The following is a 21328-nucleotide window of genomic DNA, read 5'->3' on the forward strand; positions in this document are numbered from 1 at the left end:
TGCAGATATTGCAGATATTGCAGATATTGCAGATATTGCAGATATTGCAGTTCTTGCAGTTCTTGCAGTTCTTGCAGTTCTTGCAGTTCTTGCAGATATCCAAGAGACGAATAAACAAACTAATGGACACTAGATCCGTTATTTCGAAAAAAACAGCCACTTTAGCCGAACTTCCGGACTCAGAATCCGCTATTCACTTTAAATAACACGAATTATCGCCATACTCTATGTAATAGCGGATCTTGTGTCCTCATTTAACCCCAAACCCACCAATCGAGACGTAATAGCGGATCCTCTGTCCTCAAATCATTGGAACAGTCAACACGCTCATGCAGGCGCCTGGTATTCCGCGGACAAACAAATCTCGCCCTATCAATACAATCAATACAATCAATCCAATCAATTCACCCTTAGAACCAAATAACTGAATCTGTTCATTTGGGCACCATCACCTGGCTTTGTAAGGTAGTCAGCATCTCATCCCAATAGCGCCTCATGATCTCTCTCATATAAACGTCATCCAGCATCTCCTGGTGAATTGCAATGGTCGTGTTTCCCGTTTTCGTGGACAACACATAGATTTGAAGCCGGGATGGGTTGTCCCACTCCTTGCGTTTCCAAGTTAAGCGCAGCTTATGGTAAGGTACGACCACCGTGATTTTGCCGGACACGCCTTCCTTCGACTCATACTCATGCCCGACCTGCAGCTCCAGAGAAGAGACATCTCCGATCCATAACGGCAGTCCATCAGAAGACGTGAGGAAATCCCACACTCTCTCTTTCGTCACGGCCATTGTCTTTCTGACCCCGATCTGCACCCCGGCATCTTTGGATACGCCGACCGGCACACGCCCCATGATCTGCTCATACATGACAGCGATCCATTCGCCCCATTCATCGGATACCCGATGCTCCTCAACGATATGGTTTCGGATCTGCTCGTGTGACCAGAGTGTGCCCACTTCCTGCCCAAGGACCACGATCCATTCTTCCCACGAACGTTCCGTCGCCTTCATCACTTCTTGTTTAAAAATAGAGCCTGCCATTGTGCTTTCTCCTCCCTGACGCTTTCTGATGGAGTTTATTATATAATACAAACACTGACAAAGAAGGTCAGTGTTTATGCTTAGGATTGATAATATTTTAATAGGGACTCCGTAATGTCGATCATGCCTGATTTCAGTTCCTCGGGCCCGATGATTCGAATCTTCCCGCCAAACGACAAAAGATAGTAGGCAACTTGCGTGTATAACGTATGCTCATCCAGCCTGAACACCGCATCCTCCGCCGTACGTTCGACGAGGGCTTGACTGAGCAGCCAATGCGCGCATAGATCGTCCAAAGCTTGAGGAATCCCTTGGATATGCACGGAAACCAAATGAGGATTGGATTCGGTGCCTTGCCCCGACAGTAAGCTCTCCAATACATACTCTCGCGGGGAAAACGGCACCGGACGTTCAAACGCGTTGTCGGTATGCCGGATATCGCTCATACGGTCGACACGGAAACAGCGAATTTCACCGCGCAAATGGCAATAGCCCACCGCATACCATTTGCTTTTCCAATGGACGAGCCCATATGGATCTATGGTACGTGTTTGCCTGACACCTTCATAGCCTGTTGCGTAATTGATCACGAGACTGGTTTGCCGGTCGATCCCCGCCTCGATCTCATGCAGCATGGAGGTAAGCCCGGATGCTGCGGGCGGATGGATGGCCTCGATGCTGTTCTCGTGAAGCGCCAATCGCTCCAGCTGCTCCGGATTCGTATATCGTTTTATTTTGGAAACGGCTCGATTCAGCGGCTCTTCGGACGGATACCCCGCTTCCCGTGCGAATGCGGCTGCATGAAGAAGCGCCTTTTGCTCATCGGCATCAAAAAACAGGGGCTCCCGCTTGATATGCTCAGGAATGTAGTACCCTCCATCGCGTCCAATCTCCGAAATGACGGGTACACCCGAAATGCATAGGGCATCGATATTCCGGTAAATCGTTCGGATATGCACGCCCAGTTCCTCCGATAGCTGTTTTGCCGTGATTCTTTTTCGCGATTTCAGCAGCCATAGAATAGCCAGCATATTATCCGCTTTGGACATCGTGTGCAGCAGTCCTTCCCTTGGAATTGCTCTATTTGATCCCATTATATATCACTTCCTGTGGAAGGTTCAGAGATTTCTTCCTGCTCTAATCTGGATGGTAATCACCGATTCCCCACATTCCGATGAGAAAAGCCGACCCTCTCCAGGATCGGCTAGTCAATGAGTACATCGTGTGGCACTGCCCCCTGTGCCAGTTTACCGTGAGTGGTCCGGGGGCATGCTTGGATGGCTGTCTATATCCTTGAATGATGCCTTGCTTCATCTGCTGTCATAATCATGCCCCGCAATGATGACTTTTCCTCAATGATCATGCCCCACCGTGATGACAACGCTGCCCCTCTTACGTCCTTCATCCACGTACCGGTGCGCCTCAGCCATTTGCTCCAATGCATACCTTCTGTCGATGACCGGCTTGATCTTCCCTTTTCCCAGCAGCTCCGCAAGCAATCTCAGATCCTCCATCAGCACCTTGGCCACCCCTTGCCCTTCAACGGTTACATAGCTCCCGCCCGGGGTGAGCAAATGCTTGCATCTGGATTTCGGCAGTTTACCGACCGCATCCAGGATGATGTCGTATCGCGCTCCGCTTGTGGTCAAATCCTCTTTTGTATAATCAATGACCCGATTGGCTCCGAGCGACCTCACCAGCCCCACATTAACGGTACTGCAAACGCCGGTAACAACTGCTCCATAGTGCTGCTTAGCAAGCTGTACGGCTAACGTCCCCACCGCACCGGACGCTCCATAAATCAGAACCTTGTGCCCCTGCCGGATGTTCCCTTTTCTAAGAAAATGCAGGGCCGTCGTTCCTCCGAAAGATACGGCGGCGGCATCGTCATAAGTCACATGATTGGGCTTCATCAGCAAGAATGAGTCTTCGCGCATGCAGATATACTGGGCATACGTACCGAATCGCATTCCCCTGAATGCCAAGACCTGATCGCCTACCTTGAATCGCGTAACATCCTTGCCTATCGCTTCTACTTCACCCGCCAGCTCCACCCCGAGTATCGGTTGTCTTGGCTTTCTCAGACCCAGCACCAATCGCATGGGAATCTTATACAAAAGAGGACTGCGTAATCCCCGTACTCGGCAATCCCCCGAATTGACGGTGGTGGCGTAAATTTTGATCCGAATTTCGCGCTCCTTTGGGATAGGCTTCTCTACCTCTTGCAGCTTTAAAACATCCGGTGATCCATAAGCGGTGCATACCATTGCTTTCATGGGTTTCCTCCAAACTCGCATTTGCAATCAGTATATCTGCCGTCAGGTAGTGGAATGTAGATACTTAAGTATGGTTTTCTTATGAACAGCAGTATGGTTTTCTCATGAACAGCGGTATTGGAAGGGAAATAGCTATCGATGAATATCCATTCTGCGACCGACCGTCACCTACAGTAAACCCAGCTCTCGTGCGCGCGCTACAGCTTCGGTACGGCGCGTGGCCTGAAGTTTATCGAAAATCATCCGGTTATGCCCTTTCACAGTGCTGAGGGCAACAAAAAGCCTCTCGCTAATCTGACGATTCGATAGTCCATCGGCAATAAGCCGCAGAACCTCCAATTCCCGCCGGCTTAGCGGCTCAATCAGAGACTTTGCAGGCTGAACAAACCCTGGAACGAATACTGATGCAACTCTACTTTCTAGTCCTTCAACAATAAATGCATGCAGCAGCCGCTCCAGATAATCATGCATCGGTTTCTTTATAGCTTCTTTTAACAGCTTCTGCTTCGGTTTGTTTACGGCTTCCCTTAACAGCTTCTGCTTCGGTTTGCTCTCGGCTTCCCTAAATAGCTTCTGCATCGGTTTGCTCATAGTTGCTGCGCTTAGTAACTCCCGCATCGGCTGCCCTTCATCGATAAACAACCGGATGAAACCGCCCGGCTCGCTCATCCCCAGCACATCCGCAATAATCTGTGCGGCTTTCAGCTTTTCACCATGGGCTTGAAGGGCCAAAGCCTGCAGCACTTTCACTTTGAGCTGTTCGTCCGCCCATCCCTTAACTTCAAAATCTGCTCGTAAATGTTCAAGTATTACCGGTGCTGCCGCCGTATCCCCCTGTGCGAGCAGCACTCTGGCTTGGCTGAGTTTGAGATCAAACTTCTGGGCAAGCTGCAACGCTGAACTGACATCCCCTTGCTGCAGCAGGGCAAGCACCTGTGCCTCGGCAATATGGGGCAGCTGATGCGTGAAATGATGCTGACGGGCGAAGTGATCGGCCTTGGCTAACATGGCAGCCGCTTCGCTCACAGCTCCCCGTGTAAGCTTCAGCCTTGCGAGAAACACCTCGCAGACCACGCCCCTGTCGATATGCTCGAACTGCCCGGCCAAGCGGAGGGCCTGCTGCCCATGCTGTTCCGCGGCATCCAGATCATTCCACTCGCTGCATATTCGGGCCAGTCCCAGATACGCTTCGCAGGCAGCCGGCAGCGGAGGATCACCCGCCAAATCCAGAACGCGGCGATACGTCTCGGCCGCTGCAAATAATTGATTTTCCGCTTCCTGAATCATTCCGAGTCCGAGCGTCGCCATCATGTTGATCGTGATGTGCCCAATCTTCTGACTGATGGTTACGGCTTCCTGATACGCCTTGCCAGCCGCGGCTCGATCCCCCTGCAGCTGGTAGGCGTATCCCAGCGTCCATATCGTGGCAGTACGGACGGGCAGATTATGCGGACTCAAAAATTCCAAGGCCCGGCGCGTTTCCGCCATGATGGTTTCCGTCTGATGTTTACTGACAGCAATCGTGGCACGAATGGAGGCGATATGCCCTATAAGATCCCGGGTATAATCGTCCTCCGCAGCTTGCAGATAGGTTTCGGCGGCTTGAAGTTTAGGTTCGATACCGGTCATTTGACCGACTATTAACATGGCGGAAGCATGCATGACATGTAGCGCGGGCCTTGCATCCATCTCCTCCTTAGGCAAGGAATCCAACCAATGGAGCACAGGTCCAATGGCTCCACGGAAGATCAAAGGTATCCCCTCCCCTTCAATGAGGCGTGCGGCGCGATCCACATCCTGAGCGGCAATCGCATGCTGGAAAGCTTCCAGCAGAAGATCATGACGTTCATGCCATTCACTTGCACGACGATGCAATTCGGATACATCCCTCTCTCCGTCAACCGCAGAAGTGCCCTTTCGAGATAGACGCTGCCGCAGCGCATCCGAGAACAAGTGGTGATATCGGTACCAGCGCCTCTCCTTGTCGAGCGGAACAATGAATAAGTTAACGCGCTCCAGGTACTCCAGGGTCTCTTGCCCGGAGATGGCGTTCATCGGAGAATTACGCCCTTCGCTCCGAAGAACGTATTCGCACAATGAACCGCACAGCCGGTCAAGGATGGAAGTGTACAGCAAAAAATCCTGAATGCCCTCAGGCTGCTGCTGCAGCACTTCTTCAACCAGATAGTCCAGTACATCACGGTGCTTGCCGCCGAAGGATCGGATGAAGGTGGCCGCGTCTTGATGGCCCTGCAAGGACAACGCCGCTAACTGCAGGCCGGCAATCCAGCCCTCCGTGCGGGATTCGAGGAGCGCAGCATCCTCCGCTGACATATCCAGTCCCATGACGTGGCGCATGAATTCAGAGGTTTCAGCGGATGTGAAGCGCAAGTCCGATGTCCGCACTTCCGTCAACTGGTCCCGGGCACGCAGCCGGGCCAAGGGCAGATCGGGATCTTGGCGGCTGGCGATAACCACATGCATCTGCGGCGGCATCCGCTCAATGAGAAAGCCAAGAGCACTGTCGATCGGTTTGGAATCCATCACATGGTAATCATCAAGAACCAGAATGAAACGGTCCGGTAGGACCGCAATGTGATTAAGGATGGCCGTGACGATAGCTTCAACCGGCAAAGGGAGAGGGGACGGAGTTTGAAGTTTGCTCATGACGCCCTCTCCGATATCAACCCCGATGGTTTGCAGGGCAGCCGCAAGATAAGCCAGGAATCTTGCCGGCTCACGGTCTCCCTCCTCCAATGACAGCCAGGCGGCGGGCAGCGGGGAGCCTTCGATCCATTGGCTGAGCAGCGTGGTTTTACCGCAGCCTGCAGAGGCGGAAATCATAGTCAGCTTTCGTTGCAGAAGCAGCCCCTCGTTCAAACGCTCGATCAAGCGGGGACGAAGAACAGCCTTTGATCGGGGAGAAGGTATATACAGTTTTGTTGACAAAATAGGCGTGGACATCATAACCCCCGTTATGCCGTCATTGCAGCATTTTTTAACATATATATTATGATAAAATGTTCGACGGCTTCCCGAAATTCCCTCTTGTACGTTAAATCCATTCGCTTAGGGTTGAGTATCAGAAGCATGATTTAAAGGGTTAGGCATACGATGTATCCGAAATGCTTGAGGCCCTATAATTGAACCTATCATCCCTATCATTCATGCAAAAGGAGGTTTCAGATGAAAATTCACCATTCGATTCCCTGGCGTGACAATCTGTATCTGTTCAACTATCGAAGCGTACATACAGAGCCGGTGGAATATTTTCATTATCATGAAGGATTGGAGATCCTGTACATTCACGAGGGCGCCGGAAGATATATCGTGAATAATCAAACGTACTCGCTGAAGCCCGGCACCCTGGTGTTGATTAAACCTTTTCAAATTCACCATATTAATGTCATCGTACCGCCGAATTACATTCGCAGCCTGCTGAAAATCAAAGCGTCCGTCATCGAGCGTTTCCTCACCGCACTTCCACAGCTGACAACCGCTGTTTCACAATTGCTGGAGCATCCGTGGTCCAATCAGGTGTTTCATCTGTCGTCCAAGAATGCCTTATATTTGGAAAATCAGTTTTTGCAGCTGCATGAGATGCTGGCCAGCGTTCCGACCAAGGTTCAGAAGGAAGTTGTCGCCTTGTTTTTATTTCATTTCTTCACCTACTTCAATAGCCATATTTACCCGCCGGATTGCAGCGGGGGCTTCAAGTATCATACAGCCGCTGGTTCGATCGAGCCTGTCGGCGCCATGGTAAGGTGGATTGCCAAGCACTATCATCTATCCTTCACGATTAACGAAATGGCTGCGGAGCTTCATTTCTCCCCCAGTTATTTGTCCAAGCTGTTCAAAGAGCAGATGGGCATGACCATCATCGAATATACAAACAACAAGCGTTTGGATGAAGCCAGAACGCTTCTTAGCTTGCCGACTCTGACAATCGAAGACATCAGTAAACAGACCGGATTTAACTACCCCTCGTATTTTATCGCTATGTTCAAAAAAAAGTACGGCATGACGCCCCTTCAGTATCGAATGCAGACGAAATTATGATATTTTCAAGCAGCAATGTGGTATGGGGATTGGATTATAATTAGAGCGCTTAAACAATGATTCTGATCCTTATCAAGCGGGGTGATGTGTTTCGCACAGAAAGAATGCAAGGCAAAAAATGCGACTGTACGATGAATAGTGTCCAAAATAGCGAGGAGGTTTCATGATGATCAAGCCATCATTCAAGTTTGGCATGGTATCCTTATTTTGTTTCATGCTTGTATTCGCATTCTACCCTGGTCATATTGTAAAGGCGGCAACCAAAACGGTCCCCGCCGGTGACGTTGCGACGCTGCGGAGCTACTTAGCCAGTGCGAATCCCGGCGACATTATCGAAGTGTCCGGGACCTACTCGGTGTCGGATGGAACCATTGCAACCTCCAGGAGCGGATCGTCAGGCAATTACATCACGATTCGCGGCACGGGCGGCGGGGCTACATTTCATTTCACCGCATCGGCGGGAAATGCCGCATTCCATATCAAAAACAGCTATTACAAGCTGGAGAATGTGACGATTAACTCCAATGCCAAATCGAACAAAGGTCTTCTGATTGAGGCCTCTCACGGCTACGTTACCAACGTAACGGTCAAAAATACGACGGCTGAAGCGTTCAAAATTCGGAAAAACAGCCAATACTGGCTTGTCTCGAACAGTACCGCACAAAGTGCGGGGCAAGGCGGGAAATTCGGCGAGGGCTTCTATGTGGGGGATGCCGATCAGAACTGGACCACACTGCCGAATCCGGATCGAAGCGGTTATATTACATTCCTGAACTGCAGCGCCATACAAACCAAAAACGACGGCTTTGATTTCAAAGAGGGCACGCATCATATCAAAGTGATCGACAGCACGGTTGACTTTCAGAATACGGTGCCGGAATCAACCGTGGGCAACAACGGAATATTCATGCGGGCCAATGATGTACAGATTATCAACACCACGGTCAAAAACAATGCAGCCACGGGCCAGGCGTTCAGAACAAGCAAAACCACGGCCTCGGACGGAGTGTCCTACGGAAGCAATTTGGAGCTTAAGAACGTAACCGCATCCAATATGTCGGGAGCGATGATTTACACGAACTATACTTCGAACAAATTATATACCGACTATACAATGACCGGGGTTGCCGGGGGACTCTATGCTTCCGGATCCAAAACAGCGACGTCTTCCAATCCGTCCTCCTTCGTGGAGATGACGTGGAGCGGCGAAGGCGGAGATACTTACGGCGGTTTCTAGCTAAAAGCTTTGCAGGCCACCTCAAGGTTTTTCCTTAGGTGGCCTGCTGCTTCATGTTTTCCTAAACGTATAGCATAATCCGCTCTCATTTTAAATGATCGGATTCACGAAATGGGTAGATCAACAGCGCTTCCCGGATCGTCTCGGCCACAATATCCGCTGCCGTTTGTCCCGAAGTCAGTCCTCTTGTGCCTTGCCCCGCCCACAATGACATATACTCCGGATTATCTTGGCGATTAGCCGCGTTTCGTATGTCACGTGTCACCGTATTCTGCGTAGGAAAGGGCAGCGGCTCTATGCCGCTCTCGTCCCATTGCCTGATGAATGCATTGCGGATGCCCCTTGCAGGCCGGCCCGAGAACGCTTTGGTGATCACCGTGCTCTCTTCCGTACTCCGAAGCAGCGCTTGTTTGTAAACCTCATGCGCACCCGATTCAACCGCGGTCAGGAATCGCGTCCCCATCTGAACGCCTTGGGCTCCAAGGACAAGCGAAGCCGCGAGTCCGCGTCCATCCATCACGCCTCCGGCGGCAATCACGGGAATCTTGACGCGATCCACGATTTGCGGTACCAAGGCAAACGTTCCGATTTGGGCACCCATCGGGTGCTCCGAAATGTCAAACGTTCCACGGTGTCCGCCCGCTTCGCTGCCTTGGGCAACGACGGCGTCACACCCTGCCTGCTCAGCCAATAGGGCTTCACGGACCGTGGTTGCCATCGCAACAACCAGAAGCTTAGCCGCTTTCGCTTGCTGCATATGAGGCTCATCCAGAATCCCGAATGTCGTACTGATGACAGGCACCTTCTCTTCGATCAGAACCGCGAATTGCTGCTCGAACCAATCCGGGGTTGTTACGTGATCCTTGCCCGCATGGGGAATGCCAAGGTCATCCCGCATCCGGTTTAGTTCCTGTTGAACCTCTCCAATTCGCTCATGGCGATCCGGGGCACTGGGCGCAAAAAGATTGACGGCAAAAGGCTGATCCGTCCGCTTGCGGATCTCCTGAATGCTCTGGCGAATGGCAGCCGGCTCCATATAAGCCGCACCCAGTGTCCCGAGTCCGCCTGCGTTGGATACGGCGGCGACCAGCTCAACTGTCGTCGGTCCCCCGGCCATTCCTGCCAGAAAGAGCGGATAGCGGATATGGAACCGTTGGCACAGCTCGGTCTGCAGTTGAATATTCATGATATACCTCCTTTAACACTACAGATATTATCCTATTAAAAGAGAGAAACTTCCAATAAATAAGAAAAACGTCGATCGGCGTACTTTCCAAGAAGACAGACCGCATATAGCAGATGTTTTTCTTGCGAGATAAGGAGGACTAGCCTCTGAAGTTTATACTTTCTTATCTCTTAAGAAAAACGCCAATCGGCGTACTTTCTCAGAAGGCAGACCGCATCTAGCAGATGTTTTTCTTGCGAGATAAGGAGGGCTAGCCTCTGAAGTTTATACTTTCTTATCTCTAAAAAAAAGCCGCTAAGCACCTTGAAACGTGTTTAGCGGCTTTTTACGGGTGTTCCGTCCGGGGAGACTCTTCCCTCTGATTGTTACACCGTCTTCTAGGACATTTTCACCAAGCTGTAGTTTTTCTTTCCTTTGCGAATGATGATGAACCGGCCGCCAATGGCTTGGTCGGCTGTCACCTCGTGACCGACGTCGCTGATACGCTCGCCGTTCATCGAGATGGCGCCTTTAGTGATATCCTCGCGAGCTTGCCGCTTGGAAGGCTCGATGCCCAGATCCACAAGCCAGTCCACGATATTCTTCGTTTCCGGCGTGGCTTCGAATGTCGGCATCTCCTTGAAGCCCTGCTCAATCTCATCGGCCGTAAGGGATTTAATATCGCCGCTGAACAAGGCCGCCGTAATGCGTTTGGCTTGCTCCAGCATCTCCTCGCCGTGCACGAATCTCGTCATTTCCTCAGCCAGCATTTTTTGCGCTTCGCGTTTATGCGGCTCGCTCTGCACCTTTTCGGCCAGCTCGTCAATTTGCTCTTTGGTCAAGAACGTGAAGTACTTCAGGTATTTCACAACGTCGCGGTCGTCGGTGTTCGCCCAGAACTGGTAGAACTCGAATGGCGTTGTTTTGTTCGGGTCGAGCCAGATCGCACCGCCGGCCGTTTTGCCGAACTTTGTACCGTCGGCCTTCAGCATGAGCGGAATGGTCAGGCCGAATGCTTTTGCCTCAGGTCCTTCCTTCTTCCGGATCAGGTCCAGGCCGCTTGTAATGTTGCCCCATTGGTCCGATCCCCCGATTTGCAGCTGTACGTCTTCATGCTGGTACAGATGCAAGTAGTCAACCGACTGCAGGATTTGGTAAGAGAATTCCGTGAACGAAATGCCGCTGTCAAGCCGGCTCGCAACCACGTCCTTCGCCAGCATCGAGTTAATGCTGAAGTTTTTCCCGTAATCGCGCAGAAATTCGATAATGTTGATTTTATGCGTCCAGTCGAAGTTGTTGACCATGCGGATTTGATTGTCGCCCTCGGTTACGAAGAGTTTTTTCATTTGTCCGGTCAACGCGTCGACGTTAGCCTGAACCTGCTCCAGTGTCTGCAGCGAGCGCTCGGTTTGACGTCCGCTTGGATCGCCGATGGTGCCGGTCGCGCCCCCGATCAAAATGACCGGACGATGGCCGGCAAGCTGGAAGCGTTTGAGCATGATGAAGGGAATCAGGTGACCGATATGCATGCTGTCGCCCGTTGGATCTACGCCGCAGTACAGCGAGATTGATTTTTCATTCGTAAGCTCCCGGAGGCCTTCGGCATCCGTCTGTTGGTTGATCGCATCGCGCCATTCCAGTTCGTCGATAATATTCACAGTGTTTACACTCCTTCAATTCAGTAATTTCCTTATAACGAAACGTCCAACTCGTTGAAAAAACAAAAAATCGCCCCTTGTCTGTTATAGACATAGGGACGATTGTTAACCGTGTTACCACCCAGATTGCACGAATGATCTGCACGCTGCCGCGCGTCATTCATGCCGCTCATTAGACGAGATATCGTTCGTCGTTTCCGCTCGGCATTACCCGAGATACTCCAGAGTGTAATTCGCCGCCTTGGTGTGTACCGGGTTCCATCACCCCCCGGCTTTCTAGAACAGGGACCAAGCTGCTACTGGGCTCTTTCAACGTATGTCGCTTATAAGATTACAGACAGTATAGTGAATTCATAAATCAATGTCAACTCTGTTCTGGACGGATGTCCTTCTTCGCCCGGCCGCATGGGTAAACACCGTTAGGTGAGCCCCCTTGGTATCAAGTGCGGCGCATGTACGCACGAACCGTAATGGGAGCAAAGATCGCCACGATGACCGCGGCGCCAACCAAGGATATCGTGAGATCCCAGCCCACGGTGCTGGCGTTGGTGAGATCCCGAACGGCTGTCACAAGATGCGAGATCGGATTCATATTGACGAACCACTGCAGCCAGCTCGGCATCGTATCCACCGGTACGAACGCGTTGGAGAGAAACGTGAGTGGAAACAGCACGATCATCGATATCCCCTGCACGCCGGAGGCGGATCTTGCAATCACGCCGCAGAAAGCAAAGATCCAGCTGATGGCCCATGAGCATAAAATGACGACCAATCCGGCAAGAGCAACGTAACCCAAGCCGCCCTCGGGCCGATATCCCATAATATATCCCATCGTAAAGGTAAGCACCGTTGCAATGGTATACCGAATCGTGTCTGCCAGCAGGGCACCAGCCAGCGGTGCGATGCGTGCAATCGGCAGCGATTTGAATCGGTCGAATACGCCTTTATCCATATCCTCGCGCAGCTGAACGCCTGTGACGACGGAGGTTGTAATCACAGTCTGGACGAGGATGCCGGGAATGATGACGGGCAAATAACTCGCCACGTCACCGGAGATGGCGCCCCCAAAAATATAGGTGAACATCAGCGTAAAAATGATGGGCTGAAACGTGACGTCAAACAACTGCTCGGGCGTGCGTCGGAGCTTCAGCAGCCCCCGGTAAGCCATCGTCAACGAATTTCGGACCGTCTGGCCAAAACTCGTGCGGTTCTTAAGCTGACGTTCCGTCCCAGGCTGAATCATGGTGCTGCTCATACCCGTGCCACCTCTCTATCATTGGATTCATAAGACCCTTGGGCAGCGTCTTCCTTCACGCCGTGGCCGGTGATCGTTAGGAATACCTCATCCAGGGTCGGCTTCTGCACGCTCATCTCCGACAATCCGATTCCTGCCGTTCGCAGCTCGATCAACAGGTCTGTAACAAGACCCGCATTAGCCATCGGCGCCGTTATCTTTCCGGCTTCGGGCGATACATTGGCATGGACGCCTAACACTTGTTCCACGGTATGGCGGGCGCGATCCATGTCAACCGAATCCTGGACAGTCAAATGCAGCGAGGAAGTGCCTACCGACATCTTCAGTTCATCGGCCGTACCCTCGGCCACGACCCGGCCGTAATCAATAACGGCGATGCGGTCTGCCAGTTGATCCGCTTCTTCCAGATACTGCGTGGTCAGCAATACCGTTGAACCGGTATTCACCAATCGGCGGATCGTATCCCACATCTGGGAACGCGTCCTGGGATCCAGCCCCGTCGTTGGTTCATCCAGGAAGATGAGCGGCGGCTGGGCAATAAGGCTTGCCGCCAGATCCAGTCTTCTCCGCATGCCGCCGGAGAAATTTTTCAGCGGCCGTTTCGCGGCTTCCGACAAACCGAATTCCTCTAGCAGCTCATCGGCCTTGCGCCGTGCCTCCGTACGCCCCAAACCAAGCAAACGGGAGAAGATAATTAGATTCTCCGTAGCGCTGAGCGATTCGTCCACCGACGCGTATTGGCCGGTTACCCCGATCAACTGACGAACGACCTGCGATTCCGCCTGCACGTCATGTCCGAAGATTCGGGCCGAACCTGCATCCGGTCTTAGCAAGGTCGCCAGCATCCGGATGGTGGTCGTCTTGCCTGCCCCATTCGGACCAAGCACTCCGTAGATCGTTCCGGTACGCACGTTCAGATCCACGCCATCCACGGCACGGTTATCGCCGAATGTTTTGACCAGCCCGTAAGCCTCAACGGCCAAGTCGCCAGGGTTAGGCTCTATTTTCTTTCTGTATCCATGCTCCATTATGATTTCCTCCTCTTTGTTAATGGATGATGTTTGAATCGTAGCACCCCTATTTAAACGGAATGTAAACCGGGAGATGAATAGGCTCTTCTTATGAAATGATCCTCAATCGATAAGGATTCGTGGTGTACTCCGGCTACCTCTAACGGTAAACAAAAAAAATGACAGCACAGAAATACCTTCTGCACTGCCGCTTTTCCCTTTATAAAAACGGGAAACCTCTCCGTCAAAAAGGCTGCCGCCCTGAGCTTGCCTCTTCTGCCTCTACCTCTACACTAAGCCTTCGGCCACTTCCAAAAAGCATGGTTAAAGGTCTTCCCCATCCTGATCCATCGTATATTTTACCTGCATGATGATATTCTGTTCGTGATCTCCAAACTGGCGGCCGAACAGATTCAGCCCTCCTTGATTCACGGCATCGGGCTTGATGCCGATGCGCAGCCGCAATTTGGGGCTCGCGGCAATATTCAGCTGATCCAATGTAACGCTCGATACCTTCTCCATGTCCAGCGTCGTCTTCTCATCATCGACCCGCCATGTTTTGAGAAACCCGTACTGCGTTGCCCAATCGTACCACCAATTCGGGTTCAGCTTGCCGCGCCGATCCCCGAAATCGCCGGGGCTTGTCCACATGCCGATCTCCACGCCATTGACCCACACCGAAATATTCGAAGGCCAGTTATGATCATAATTAGGGGCCTCGGAGCACATCTCCATGGACAGTTCAAGCGACTCGATGCGGGCTCCGGCCGGAATATCCATCGGCATCAAATATTCCAGATATCCCTTGCGAAGCCAGATGATCTGGGCATTGACATGCTTGGGATGGTAAAAGCTCGCCGGCTCGTCTTCCTTGATGATATACCCGTCGGCATTCGCCATTCCGCATGTAGGCGATACTTCGCAATCGCTGTAATGGCCGATCGGCATATCGACTTCATAGACATGCGTGACTCCCTTAGGGACCGAATTCTTCAAATTCAACGCAATATGAATATCATCATAATTCCGGCTGCACACTTTCATGGCCCCGCGCGAAGCCGGAAGCAATTCCGTATTGATTAATTCGGCCGCTTCCAGCACTTTAATGTTGCTCGCCACCGTCGAAACGGGAAGTTTGAGTTTCTCGGCGATTTCGATGATATTCAAATTCTTGGAATTCAAAAGCCTCAGAATATCAACCCGAGAACGCGTTGACAAGGCATGAGCTACCGTGACCAGTCTTTCCGGGTCGTTAAAACCAAGTTCCAGCACAAATCCGCTCTCCTTTAAACATATTCATTACCATTCATCTTATCTCTTAGTGAAATGAAAAACAATCATGCTTGCAAAGGCTTGCACCCGCCATTCCCCCTGCCTTTTGCCATAGGACATAAGTCTGGACTGGTCGAAGAAAACCATTCCTTTCTTAGCCAGAAATGGCTTCCGGGAGAACCGGAAGCCATCCATGATCAAGCTGGTTACACTTTATTTTTTCGGTCCACTAAGCCATCTGCTGCGTCTAATTTACAGGCTTGATGTCGAAAAAGTCGATTTCTCCGTATCCTTCGCCTTTTGAGAAACGTATCTTGTTCACGCCGGCCTTCAACTGAACCCTCGCCGTGGACAGGCCCCAATTCTCCCATCCTTTATTCGTGATATGAAACTTGCCTGCCGTTCCGGCATTCACGCTGAGCATAAGATGGGACCAATCCCCACCGGCCGTTCCGTTCGCCGTGCGGGCCAGCAGAACGTATTCGCCTGCGGATGGGGCATGCACCGAGAATTCCACATAGCTCTCCGGCGTATCGATATGCCCAGCCTTCATGCCTCCCGAGCCGTTAGGGCTTTGGGATGCATAGGCGACACCGCCGAATGTTCCCTCCTCACCCTCGTAGCGGGTATGTGCCGCTTCGCCGGAAGGCAGGGTTATCGGAGCATTCGGATTCGCCGGAACGCCGAGGTTTGGCGTATGGTCGGCATGCCACGTGAATTTCTGCGTTCGAACCTCGCGATTCCACCCGGCATTATTGTATTTGGCGACATGATAGAGCATCCAGTCCTCCATACCGTCAGGTGACTTGGTGAACGAATGATGACCCGGTCCGAACAGACCGTTACCGGACTTGAATATAGGCTGGCTGCGTTTGCTCCATGATGCCGGATTCAGCAGATCGCTGGTTGTGCTGGCCGTTATGAGACCCAGGCAATAGTCGTTGGTCCAGCTTCCGCTTGCCGAGTATACCAGGTTGATGAGACCGTCACGCACAACCACCTGAGGCCCTTCGTTTACATGTGGGGAATGGTTCGTTTCCCAGCTGTGCGTAGGCCTTGCGATTTCAACTCGATTCGAATCGATCGTCCAGGGATTGCTCATGCGGGCGATATACAAATTCTGCCTGACGTTGGTGTCGCCTTCCCAGCCGGACCATATAAAATACAGCTGACCGCCTGTTTGCAGCACCGTGCCGTCAATCGCCCATTTGTTCGTCGGGTCCGTAATCTGGCCTTTGTACTGCCAGGTTCCCTGCGTCGGGTCCGCCGACGTGTTCTCCATGACATACATGCGGTGGTTGACGTTATCCCCGTCATCCTTGGCATAGTAGATGTACCAGGCGCCATTGATGTAATGCAATTCGGGAGCCCAGATGCCACAGCAGCCCGTTTCCACGACCCTCGTCGGAGCTGCATCAATCGTCGTAAGCTGTGCGGACTTCCATATGGTCACATTTCCGCCGGTCGTTTTTGTGAAGTAGTAAAAGCCGTCGGTGTGTTTATATACCCATGGATCCGCGCCCTCCTGCATGACCACGTTGTAGAAGTTATTTTGAAGCGTAGCCGCATGTGTCGCCTGACCCATAGGAAGAATAAGGAATGCGCATATCGTGAGCCATAATTTATTCCGGTAATTCACCTTCATCCTTCGTCACGTTCCTTTCGGATAATATGCAATCATACACCACATCGAAATGTAACACCGCCTACTTCGATAACGGTTATGAAAACGGCTCAATCTTCAATCGCAGCCTTGCGGGAATTGATACGGCGAATCACTTCGGGATCGAATTTCGAACGTCTGTCATAGGTGTACAAGCCGTTCACTTCCTGTTCCACATCGTACAGCTGGGTATAACAGAATCCGAACATCATCGGATGATCCAGCAGCACATTCGTTAAGCCCGCATAACGTTCCAGAAACGCTTCTTCGGACGTCGGCCTGTCGCCGTAACCCCAAGACTTCTCGTCTTTCTGGTCCGGATTCCACCAGATGCCCCCGTATTCGCTGATAAAATAAGGCTGTCCTCCATACTGCTGCCGATTCGGGAAGCTATTGTACACCTCTCCGCCGTTCTTCATCGGCTCATATCGCTGCTTGAACGTCTCCGGGTTCTGGTCGTAATCATGGATATCAAAAATATCCGTTACGACATGGAAGTTGCCGCTCGTATCAATGACGGGACGCGTCGGATCCACCTTTTTCGATACCTCGTACACTATGCGCAGCACTTCGTTATTTTGCTTGGCGCCGTCACGGTCCCATGTCTCGTTAAAAGGACACCAGCCAATGAGGGCAGGATGATTGAAATCACGTTCCATGCCTTCGAGCCATTCCGGCAGAAAATGCGATAGCCCCTCCGTTGTGGTAATGTCTAATCCCCAATTCGCATGCTCTCCCCACACCAGATATCCTAACCGGTCCGCCCAGTACAGAAAGCGCGGTTCAAACATCTTCTCGTGAAGCCTTGCGCCGTTAAAGCCAAGTCCCATCGAAATTTCGATGTCTTTGCGGAGATCCTCATCGCTTGGAGCCGTATAGACTCCATCCGGATAGAAGCCTTGATCCAGCACAAGGCGCTGAAATACGGATTTGCCGTTGATGCGGAAAGCCATTCCGTCCAGCATGACGGTCCGGAGTCCGAAATAGGATTGGACGGTGTCGCTCACCTGATCTCGTCCTTGCAGGGTTAATTCCAGATCGTACAGCCTGCCCTGCCCCGCTTCCCACAAGTGAACCTCCGACAGTGGAATGGTAAGTTTGACGGACGGCCCGGATACAACAGCACTCGCATTCCCTACCGCTTTCCCCTCGTACAGGGCGGAGGCGGACAGTTTATGGCCAGCTGCGTTCCCGTTGATCTTAAGCTCGAGATGAGCACAGCCATTATCCGGGTCACCCACCAGCTTCATGTCGGACAAATAGGCCTCCGGCACTTGCTCCAGCCATACCGTCTGCCAAATCCCCGTCGTACGGGTATAATCACAGCCATGCGAGTGGAAGTGTCCGCTTTGTTTCCCGCGCGGCTGGCGTCCGGAACGGACGTCGTCTTCCGCACAGACGGTAATCACGTTCTTACCCGGTACCACATGCGGCGTGATATCAAAGCTAAAAGGCGTATATCCCCCGCGATGCGATCCTACGGATACACCGTTTAACCATACTTCCGTCTCGTAATCCACAGCCCCGAAGTGAAGCAGGATGCTGCCTTTCCATTCTTCAGGCACGGTAAAATCGCGTTTATACCATACGGCTGCCATGAAATCCTTATATTCAACGCCGGACAGCTTGCTTTCGGGACAGAAAGGAACGGTGATCGTTCCGGACAGATCATGTCCCGGCTCATGGAATCCGCGCTCCTTCCCGCTTCTGCCATGATCGATTTCGAATTGCCAGGAACCGTTCAGATTAATCCAGTCGGGTCTCACCCATTGTGGACGGGGGTACTCAGGACGCGGCAGTGTTAATTCAGACATGTTTAACTCCTTCTTTTATGTTGAATTTGTTTGCATTTATCTCTTGGCTGGCTGTCACTTGCGGCTTTAGCCTCGGCTTTCCTTGACATACAGCCTGCTGGTCTCTTCCCAGATTTCATTCGGCTCCAGGCTGAAACACCCGATTTCTTCGGCTTCCATATCCATATTGGGTGCATTGACCAAATTGATCTGCGGCTCAGGGCAGAAGAAACCCTCGGTCGCTTTGTTATTCCAGATCATCCATTGTTTATAGGAGGTCCCTACGTCATAAACCAGCGTTACCTTCTCCGTCCCATCAGTAAGCTCCATCCGGTTCCTTCCGTTTTGAGGCGCGGCGGTATAGTGATTGTCCATGCTTTCAAAGAATGGATAGACACCGGAACCTTGCATGGCCTGCTCATTCGTGGACAGCTCCTGGTGGGAGCCGGTGGGCAGCATGCGCCCATCCAGCTCCCACCGCTTCCCCACGGTCAGCTTTAAGCGGTAATCCCGGGCGTGGCCTTCCCCGGTAAATGGCGCGTTAACGGACGTATGAAACGCCAGCAAACACGGCATGGCTTCTTGGCCTGTATTGGTAATCCTTACCCGCTGGGATAACCCCTGCTGGCTTAAGCCGTACCGAAGCTGAATATGGAAGCGGAACGGGAAGCTTCGGAATACCGGATGCCGTTCATCCACGCGGACAGACACGGTCACATAAGCCTCCTGCCCGGAATGCCCGTATTCATCGACCTCCCATGGAATGTTGTACAGAAATCCATGCAGATGATGACCGGTTGCCTCTTCATTGACCGGGAGCTGATGGACTTTACCGTTCCACCGGAACCGGCCATCTTGATACCGGTTCGGGGGAAACAACACCGGAATACCATGAATCATCGGTCTTGCTTTGAAGCCCGGCATTTCCTCCAGCGTCGGTTCATGGAGAAACCGGTGGTCCTTATCGAGGTCCCGGAACGATATCAAATTCCCGCCGATATCCGGGAGCATGACCGCTTCATATGCTCCTGCCCGCAGGAATACGGCTTTCTCGTTATGGTATACGCCTTCATAGGCATTCGTCGCGTCCATTTCTCCACCTCCTATTGGCCCGTCATGATGTTGCGAATGGTTTCAAGCGGCGCCTTCGGCTTGCGGTCATACGTCAGCAAGCCGTTGATTTCCTGCTCGACATCCGTCAGCTGCGTATAGCAGTATCCCTGGATTACCGGGGAAGAGAACATCGGATCCACTACGGCCTTGAGCCGGATCAGGAAGTCCTCCTCGTTCTCGGCTCCGGAATACCCCCAGCCTTCCCAATCGCTCTTCTTGAAGGCAATGCCCCCAAACTCCGACACCAGGATGGGTTGACCTTCATAGGAAGCGCCGCCGACAAATATCCTCCGGTTGGCCGGCATGGCTTCCACCGAGGACGAGGCTGTTGCATACCGCTTCTCCAGCACTTCCTGGCGGCTCTCATAGTCGTGAATGGTGACCAGGTCCGTGGTCATATGCTCCCATCCGTCGTTATATACAACCGGTCTGCTATCGTCCAACGACTTGGTTAGATGGTACATGGCGAGCCCATGCTGCTGCTGGCGCTTATCCATCTGAACATTGGGAATTCCCCAGCTCTCATTGAGCGGAACCCAGGTTACGATGCAGGGATGGTTATAGTCCCGCTCGATGATCTCCTGCCATTCCGCCGTGAAGCGGCGAACATACGACTCGGAATATTCATATGCATTGGCCGCCTCGCTCCATAACAGCAAACCTAGGCGGTCGCACCAGTACAGGAACCTGGGGTCCTCCGTCTTCTGGTGCTTTCTTACGCCGTTGAACCCCATCTCCTTCGTCAGCTCTACGTCGCGCTTTAATGCCTCGTCCGACGGCGCCGTCAGGATTCCCTCGGGGAAATAACCTTGATCCAGCACCAGCCGCTGGAAATACGGGCGGTTATTCAGGCACAGTTTGCCGTTCTCGATCGATACCTTCCGCATCCCGAAATAGCTGGATACTTGATCGACGACGTTCCCATCTTGAACAAGGCGGAATTCGATGTCATACAGGTTGGGAAACTCGGGGCTCCACAGGCGTCCCAGACCATGGTCCGTAAAATCGCTGAGGCCGATGGAGCGCAGCTGCTCCGCGCTTCGAATTGCATATTGATCTTCGGCAACACACTCGCCCTGATAGGATACGGTGATCTGCAGCTTGAGGTCCTCCGTCGCCTTGTAGCCCTCAAGGAAGGTCCGGATGCGAATTTCGTTCCGGTCAATGTCTGGTGTCATCATCGTTTTGCTCAGATGTACCGGGGACACCGGCTCCAGCCACACGCTTTGCCAGATCCCGGTCGTACGGGTGTAGAAGATGCTTGCCGAATGCTCAAGCCAGTATTGCTTGCCTCGCGGCAGGGTGACGTCGCGGCTGAAATCCTCCGCCCGCAGCACAACCGTGTTGCTTCCTTCCGCGAGCGCAGCCGTAATGTCCGCTTGAAACGGTGTATGCCCTCCCTCATGCATGGCTACCAAGTGCCCGTTTACCCACACTTTGGCCAAATAATCCACGGCACCGAAATGAAGCACAATCCGTTTCCCGTTCCATTTCTGCGGGATCTCGAACGTTCTGCGGTACCATACCACATCATGAAAAGAAGGATCATCAATGCCGCTCAGCTTGCTTTGGAACGTAAAGGGTACGTTGATTTTCCGAGTAAAGGAAGCCTTCGCTTCCGCCCGATACCACCCTTCATCCTCGCCGATGGCTTCATCATCAAAACGGAAATCCCATTCGCCATTGAGGGTTAACCACGCTTTGCGCTGAAATTGGGGTCTCGGATATTCGTTACGAACCATGGGTGTCTTGCTAACCTCTGTCAACATGATGCAACTCAC

General features: G+C 52.2%; 15 protein-coding genes and 1 other annotated feature. Of the genes, 2 read left to right on the top strand and 13 right to left on the bottom strand.

The features are described from left to right. Positions 1-434: 434 nt before the first annotated feature. From PLA01S_RS16685 to PLA01S_RS16700, 4 genes are all read right to left on the bottom strand, one after another. Positions 435-1046 carry an SRPBCC family protein gene (locus tag PLA01S_RS16685; RefSeq protein ID WP_127593204.1) on the bottom strand — a complete coding sequence of 204 codons (612 nt, stop codon included), beginning with the start codon at positions 1044-1046 and terminating at the stop codon, positions 435-437. Between the two features lie 80 nt (positions 1047-1126). Continuing rightward, positions 1127-2140 (bottom strand): helix-turn-helix transcriptional regulator, encoded by a 1014-nt coding sequence (locus PLA01S_RS16690; protein ID WP_246059621.1) that lies wholly within the window; start codon positions 2138-2140, stop codon positions 1127-1129. Positions 2141-2398: 258 nt separating this feature from the next. Further along, entirely contained in the window at positions 2399-3322 is a 924-nt protein-coding gene (locus PLA01S_RS16695) for an NAD(P)-dependent alcohol dehydrogenase (RefSeq protein ID WP_127593205.1), read from the bottom strand. A gap of 168 nt (positions 3323-3490) precedes the next feature. Continuing rightward, positions 3491-6286, bottom strand: coding sequence for a winged helix-turn-helix domain-containing protein (locus PLA01S_RS16700; RefSeq protein WP_127593359.1), 2796 nt, complete (start codon positions 6284-6286; stop codon positions 3491-3493). Between the two features lie 222 nt (positions 6287-6508). Between PLA01S_RS16700 and PLA01S_RS16705 the strand changes: the two genes are divergently transcribed. Together PLA01S_RS16705 and PLA01S_RS16710 are read left to right on the top strand one after the other, a co-directional pair. Next, positions 6509-7381 (top strand): helix-turn-helix domain-containing protein, encoded by an 873-nt coding sequence (locus PLA01S_RS16705; RefSeq protein WP_127593206.1) that lies wholly within the window; start codon positions 6509-6511, stop codon positions 7379-7381. 166 nt (positions 7382-7547) lie between these two features. Then, positions 7548-8618 carry a right-handed parallel beta-helix repeat-containing protein gene (locus tag PLA01S_RS16710; protein WP_246059623.1) on the top strand — a complete coding sequence of 357 codons (1071 nt, stop codon included), beginning with the start codon at positions 7548-7550 and terminating at the stop codon, positions 8616-8618. Positions 8619-8703: 85 nt separating this feature from the next. On the opposite strand, the gene PLA01S_RS16715 is transcribed toward PLA01S_RS16710, so the two are convergent. From PLA01S_RS16715 to PLA01S_RS16755, 9 genes are all read right to left on the bottom strand, one after another. Beyond that, positions 8704-9804, bottom strand: coding sequence for an NAD(P)H-dependent flavin oxidoreductase (locus PLA01S_RS16715; protein ID WP_127593207.1), 1101 nt, complete (start codon positions 9802-9804; stop codon positions 8704-8706). A 377-nt stretch (positions 9805-10181) separates the two neighbouring features. Next, complete coding sequence (tyrS, locus tag PLA01S_RS16720) at positions 10182-11441, bottom strand: tyrosine--tRNA ligase (protein WP_127593208.1); 1260 nt, start codon at positions 11439-11441, stop codon at positions 10182-10184. A gap of 91 nt (positions 11442-11532) precedes the next feature. Beyond that, positions 11533-11763, bottom strand: a binding site (T-box leader). Positions 11764-11880: 117 nt separating this feature from the next. After that, positions 11881-12696, bottom strand: a complete 816-nt coding sequence (tetB(58), locus tag PLA01S_RS16725) for a tetracycline efflux ABC transporter Tet(58) subunit B (RefSeq protein ID WP_127593209.1) — start codon at positions 12694-12696, stop codon at positions 11881-11883. Further along, positions 12693-13724: a tetracycline efflux ABC transporter Tet(58) subunit A gene (gene tetA(58) / locus PLA01S_RS16730; protein ID WP_127593210.1), complete on the bottom strand. Its 1032-nt coding sequence runs from the start codon at positions 13722-13724 to the stop codon at positions 12693-12695. Before tetA(58) ends, tetB(58) begins: the two co-directional genes overlap by 4 nt. Before the next feature lie 306 nt (positions 13725-14030). Then, entirely contained in the window at positions 14031-14978 is a 948-nt protein-coding gene (locus tag PLA01S_RS16735) for an ArsR/SmtB family transcription factor (protein ID WP_100538681.1), read from the bottom strand. Positions 14979-15225: 247 nt separating this feature from the next. After that, on the bottom strand, positions 15226-16623 hold the full coding sequence (locus tag PLA01S_RS16740; RefSeq protein WP_127593211.1) for a family 43 glycosylhydrolase: 1398 nt from the start codon (positions 16621-16623) through the stop codon (positions 15226-15228). An 89-nt stretch (positions 16624-16712) separates the two neighbouring features. Beyond that, positions 16713-18455, bottom strand: coding sequence for a glycoside hydrolase family 2 protein (locus PLA01S_RS16745; RefSeq protein ID WP_127593212.1), 1743 nt, complete (start codon positions 18453-18455; stop codon positions 16713-16715). Between the two features lie 66 nt (positions 18456-18521). After that, a complete protein-coding gene (locus PLA01S_RS16750; protein ID WP_127593213.1) occupies positions 18522-19526 on the bottom strand; it encodes an aldose 1-epimerase in 1005 nt (334 codons plus the stop codon). Positions 19527-19537: 11 nt separating this feature from the next. After that, complete coding sequence (locus PLA01S_RS16755; protein WP_127593214.1) at positions 19538-21316, bottom strand: glycoside hydrolase family 2 protein; 1779 nt, start codon at positions 21314-21316, stop codon at positions 19538-19540. Between the last annotated feature and the right edge of the window lie 12 nt (positions 21317-21328).

The sequence above is a fragment of the Paenibacillus lautus NBRC 15380 genome, assembly GCF_004000945.1.
In the GTDB taxonomy this organism is placed as follows: domain Bacteria; phylum Bacillota; class Bacilli; order Paenibacillales; family Paenibacillaceae; genus Paenibacillus_AQ; species Paenibacillus_AQ lautus.

What these genes read in the sequence shown, in the direction of transcription:
- PLA01S_RS16685 (WP_127593204.1), bottom strand. Translation starts at nt 1,046, where the DNA reads ATGGCAGGCTCTATTTTTAAACAAGAAGTGATGAAGGCGACGGAACGT.
- PLA01S_RS16690 (WP_246059621.1), bottom strand. Translation starts at nt 2,140, where the DNA reads ATGGGATCAAATAGAGCAATTCCAAGGGAAGGACTGCTGCACACGATG.
- PLA01S_RS16695 (WP_127593205.1), bottom strand. Translation starts at nt 3,322, where the DNA reads ATGAAAGCAATGGTATGCACCGCTTATGGATCACCGGATGTTTTAAAG.
- PLA01S_RS16700 (WP_127593359.1), bottom strand. Translation starts at nt 6,286, where the DNA reads ATGTCCACGCCTATTTTGTCAACAAAACTGTATATACCTTCTCCCCGA.
- PLA01S_RS16705 (WP_127593206.1), top strand. Translation starts at nt 6,509, where the DNA reads ATGAAAATTCACCATTCGATTCCCTGGCGTGACAATCTGTATCTGTTC.
- PLA01S_RS16710 (WP_246059623.1), top strand. Translation starts at nt 7,548, where the DNA reads ATGATCAAGCCATCATTCAAGTTTGGCATGGTATCCTTATTTTGTTTC.
- PLA01S_RS16715 (WP_127593207.1), bottom strand. Translation starts at nt 9,804, where the DNA reads ATGAATATTCAACTGCAGACCGAGCTGTGCCAACGGTTCCATATCCGC.
- PLA01S_RS16740 (WP_127593211.1), bottom strand. Translation starts at nt 16,623, where the DNA reads ATGAAGGTGAATTACCGGAATAAATTATGGCTCACGATATGCGCATTC.
- PLA01S_RS16745 (WP_127593212.1), bottom strand. Translation starts at nt 18,455, where the DNA reads ATGTCTGAATTAACACTGCCGCGTCCTGAGTACCCCCGTCCACAATGG.
- PLA01S_RS16750 (WP_127593213.1), bottom strand. Translation starts at nt 19,526, where the DNA reads ATGGACGCGACGAATGCCTATGAAGGCGTATACCATAACGAGAAAGCC.
- PLA01S_RS16755 (WP_127593214.1), bottom strand. Translation starts at nt 21,316, where the DNA reads ATGTTGACAGAGGTTAGCAAGACACCCATGGTTCGTAACGAATATCCG.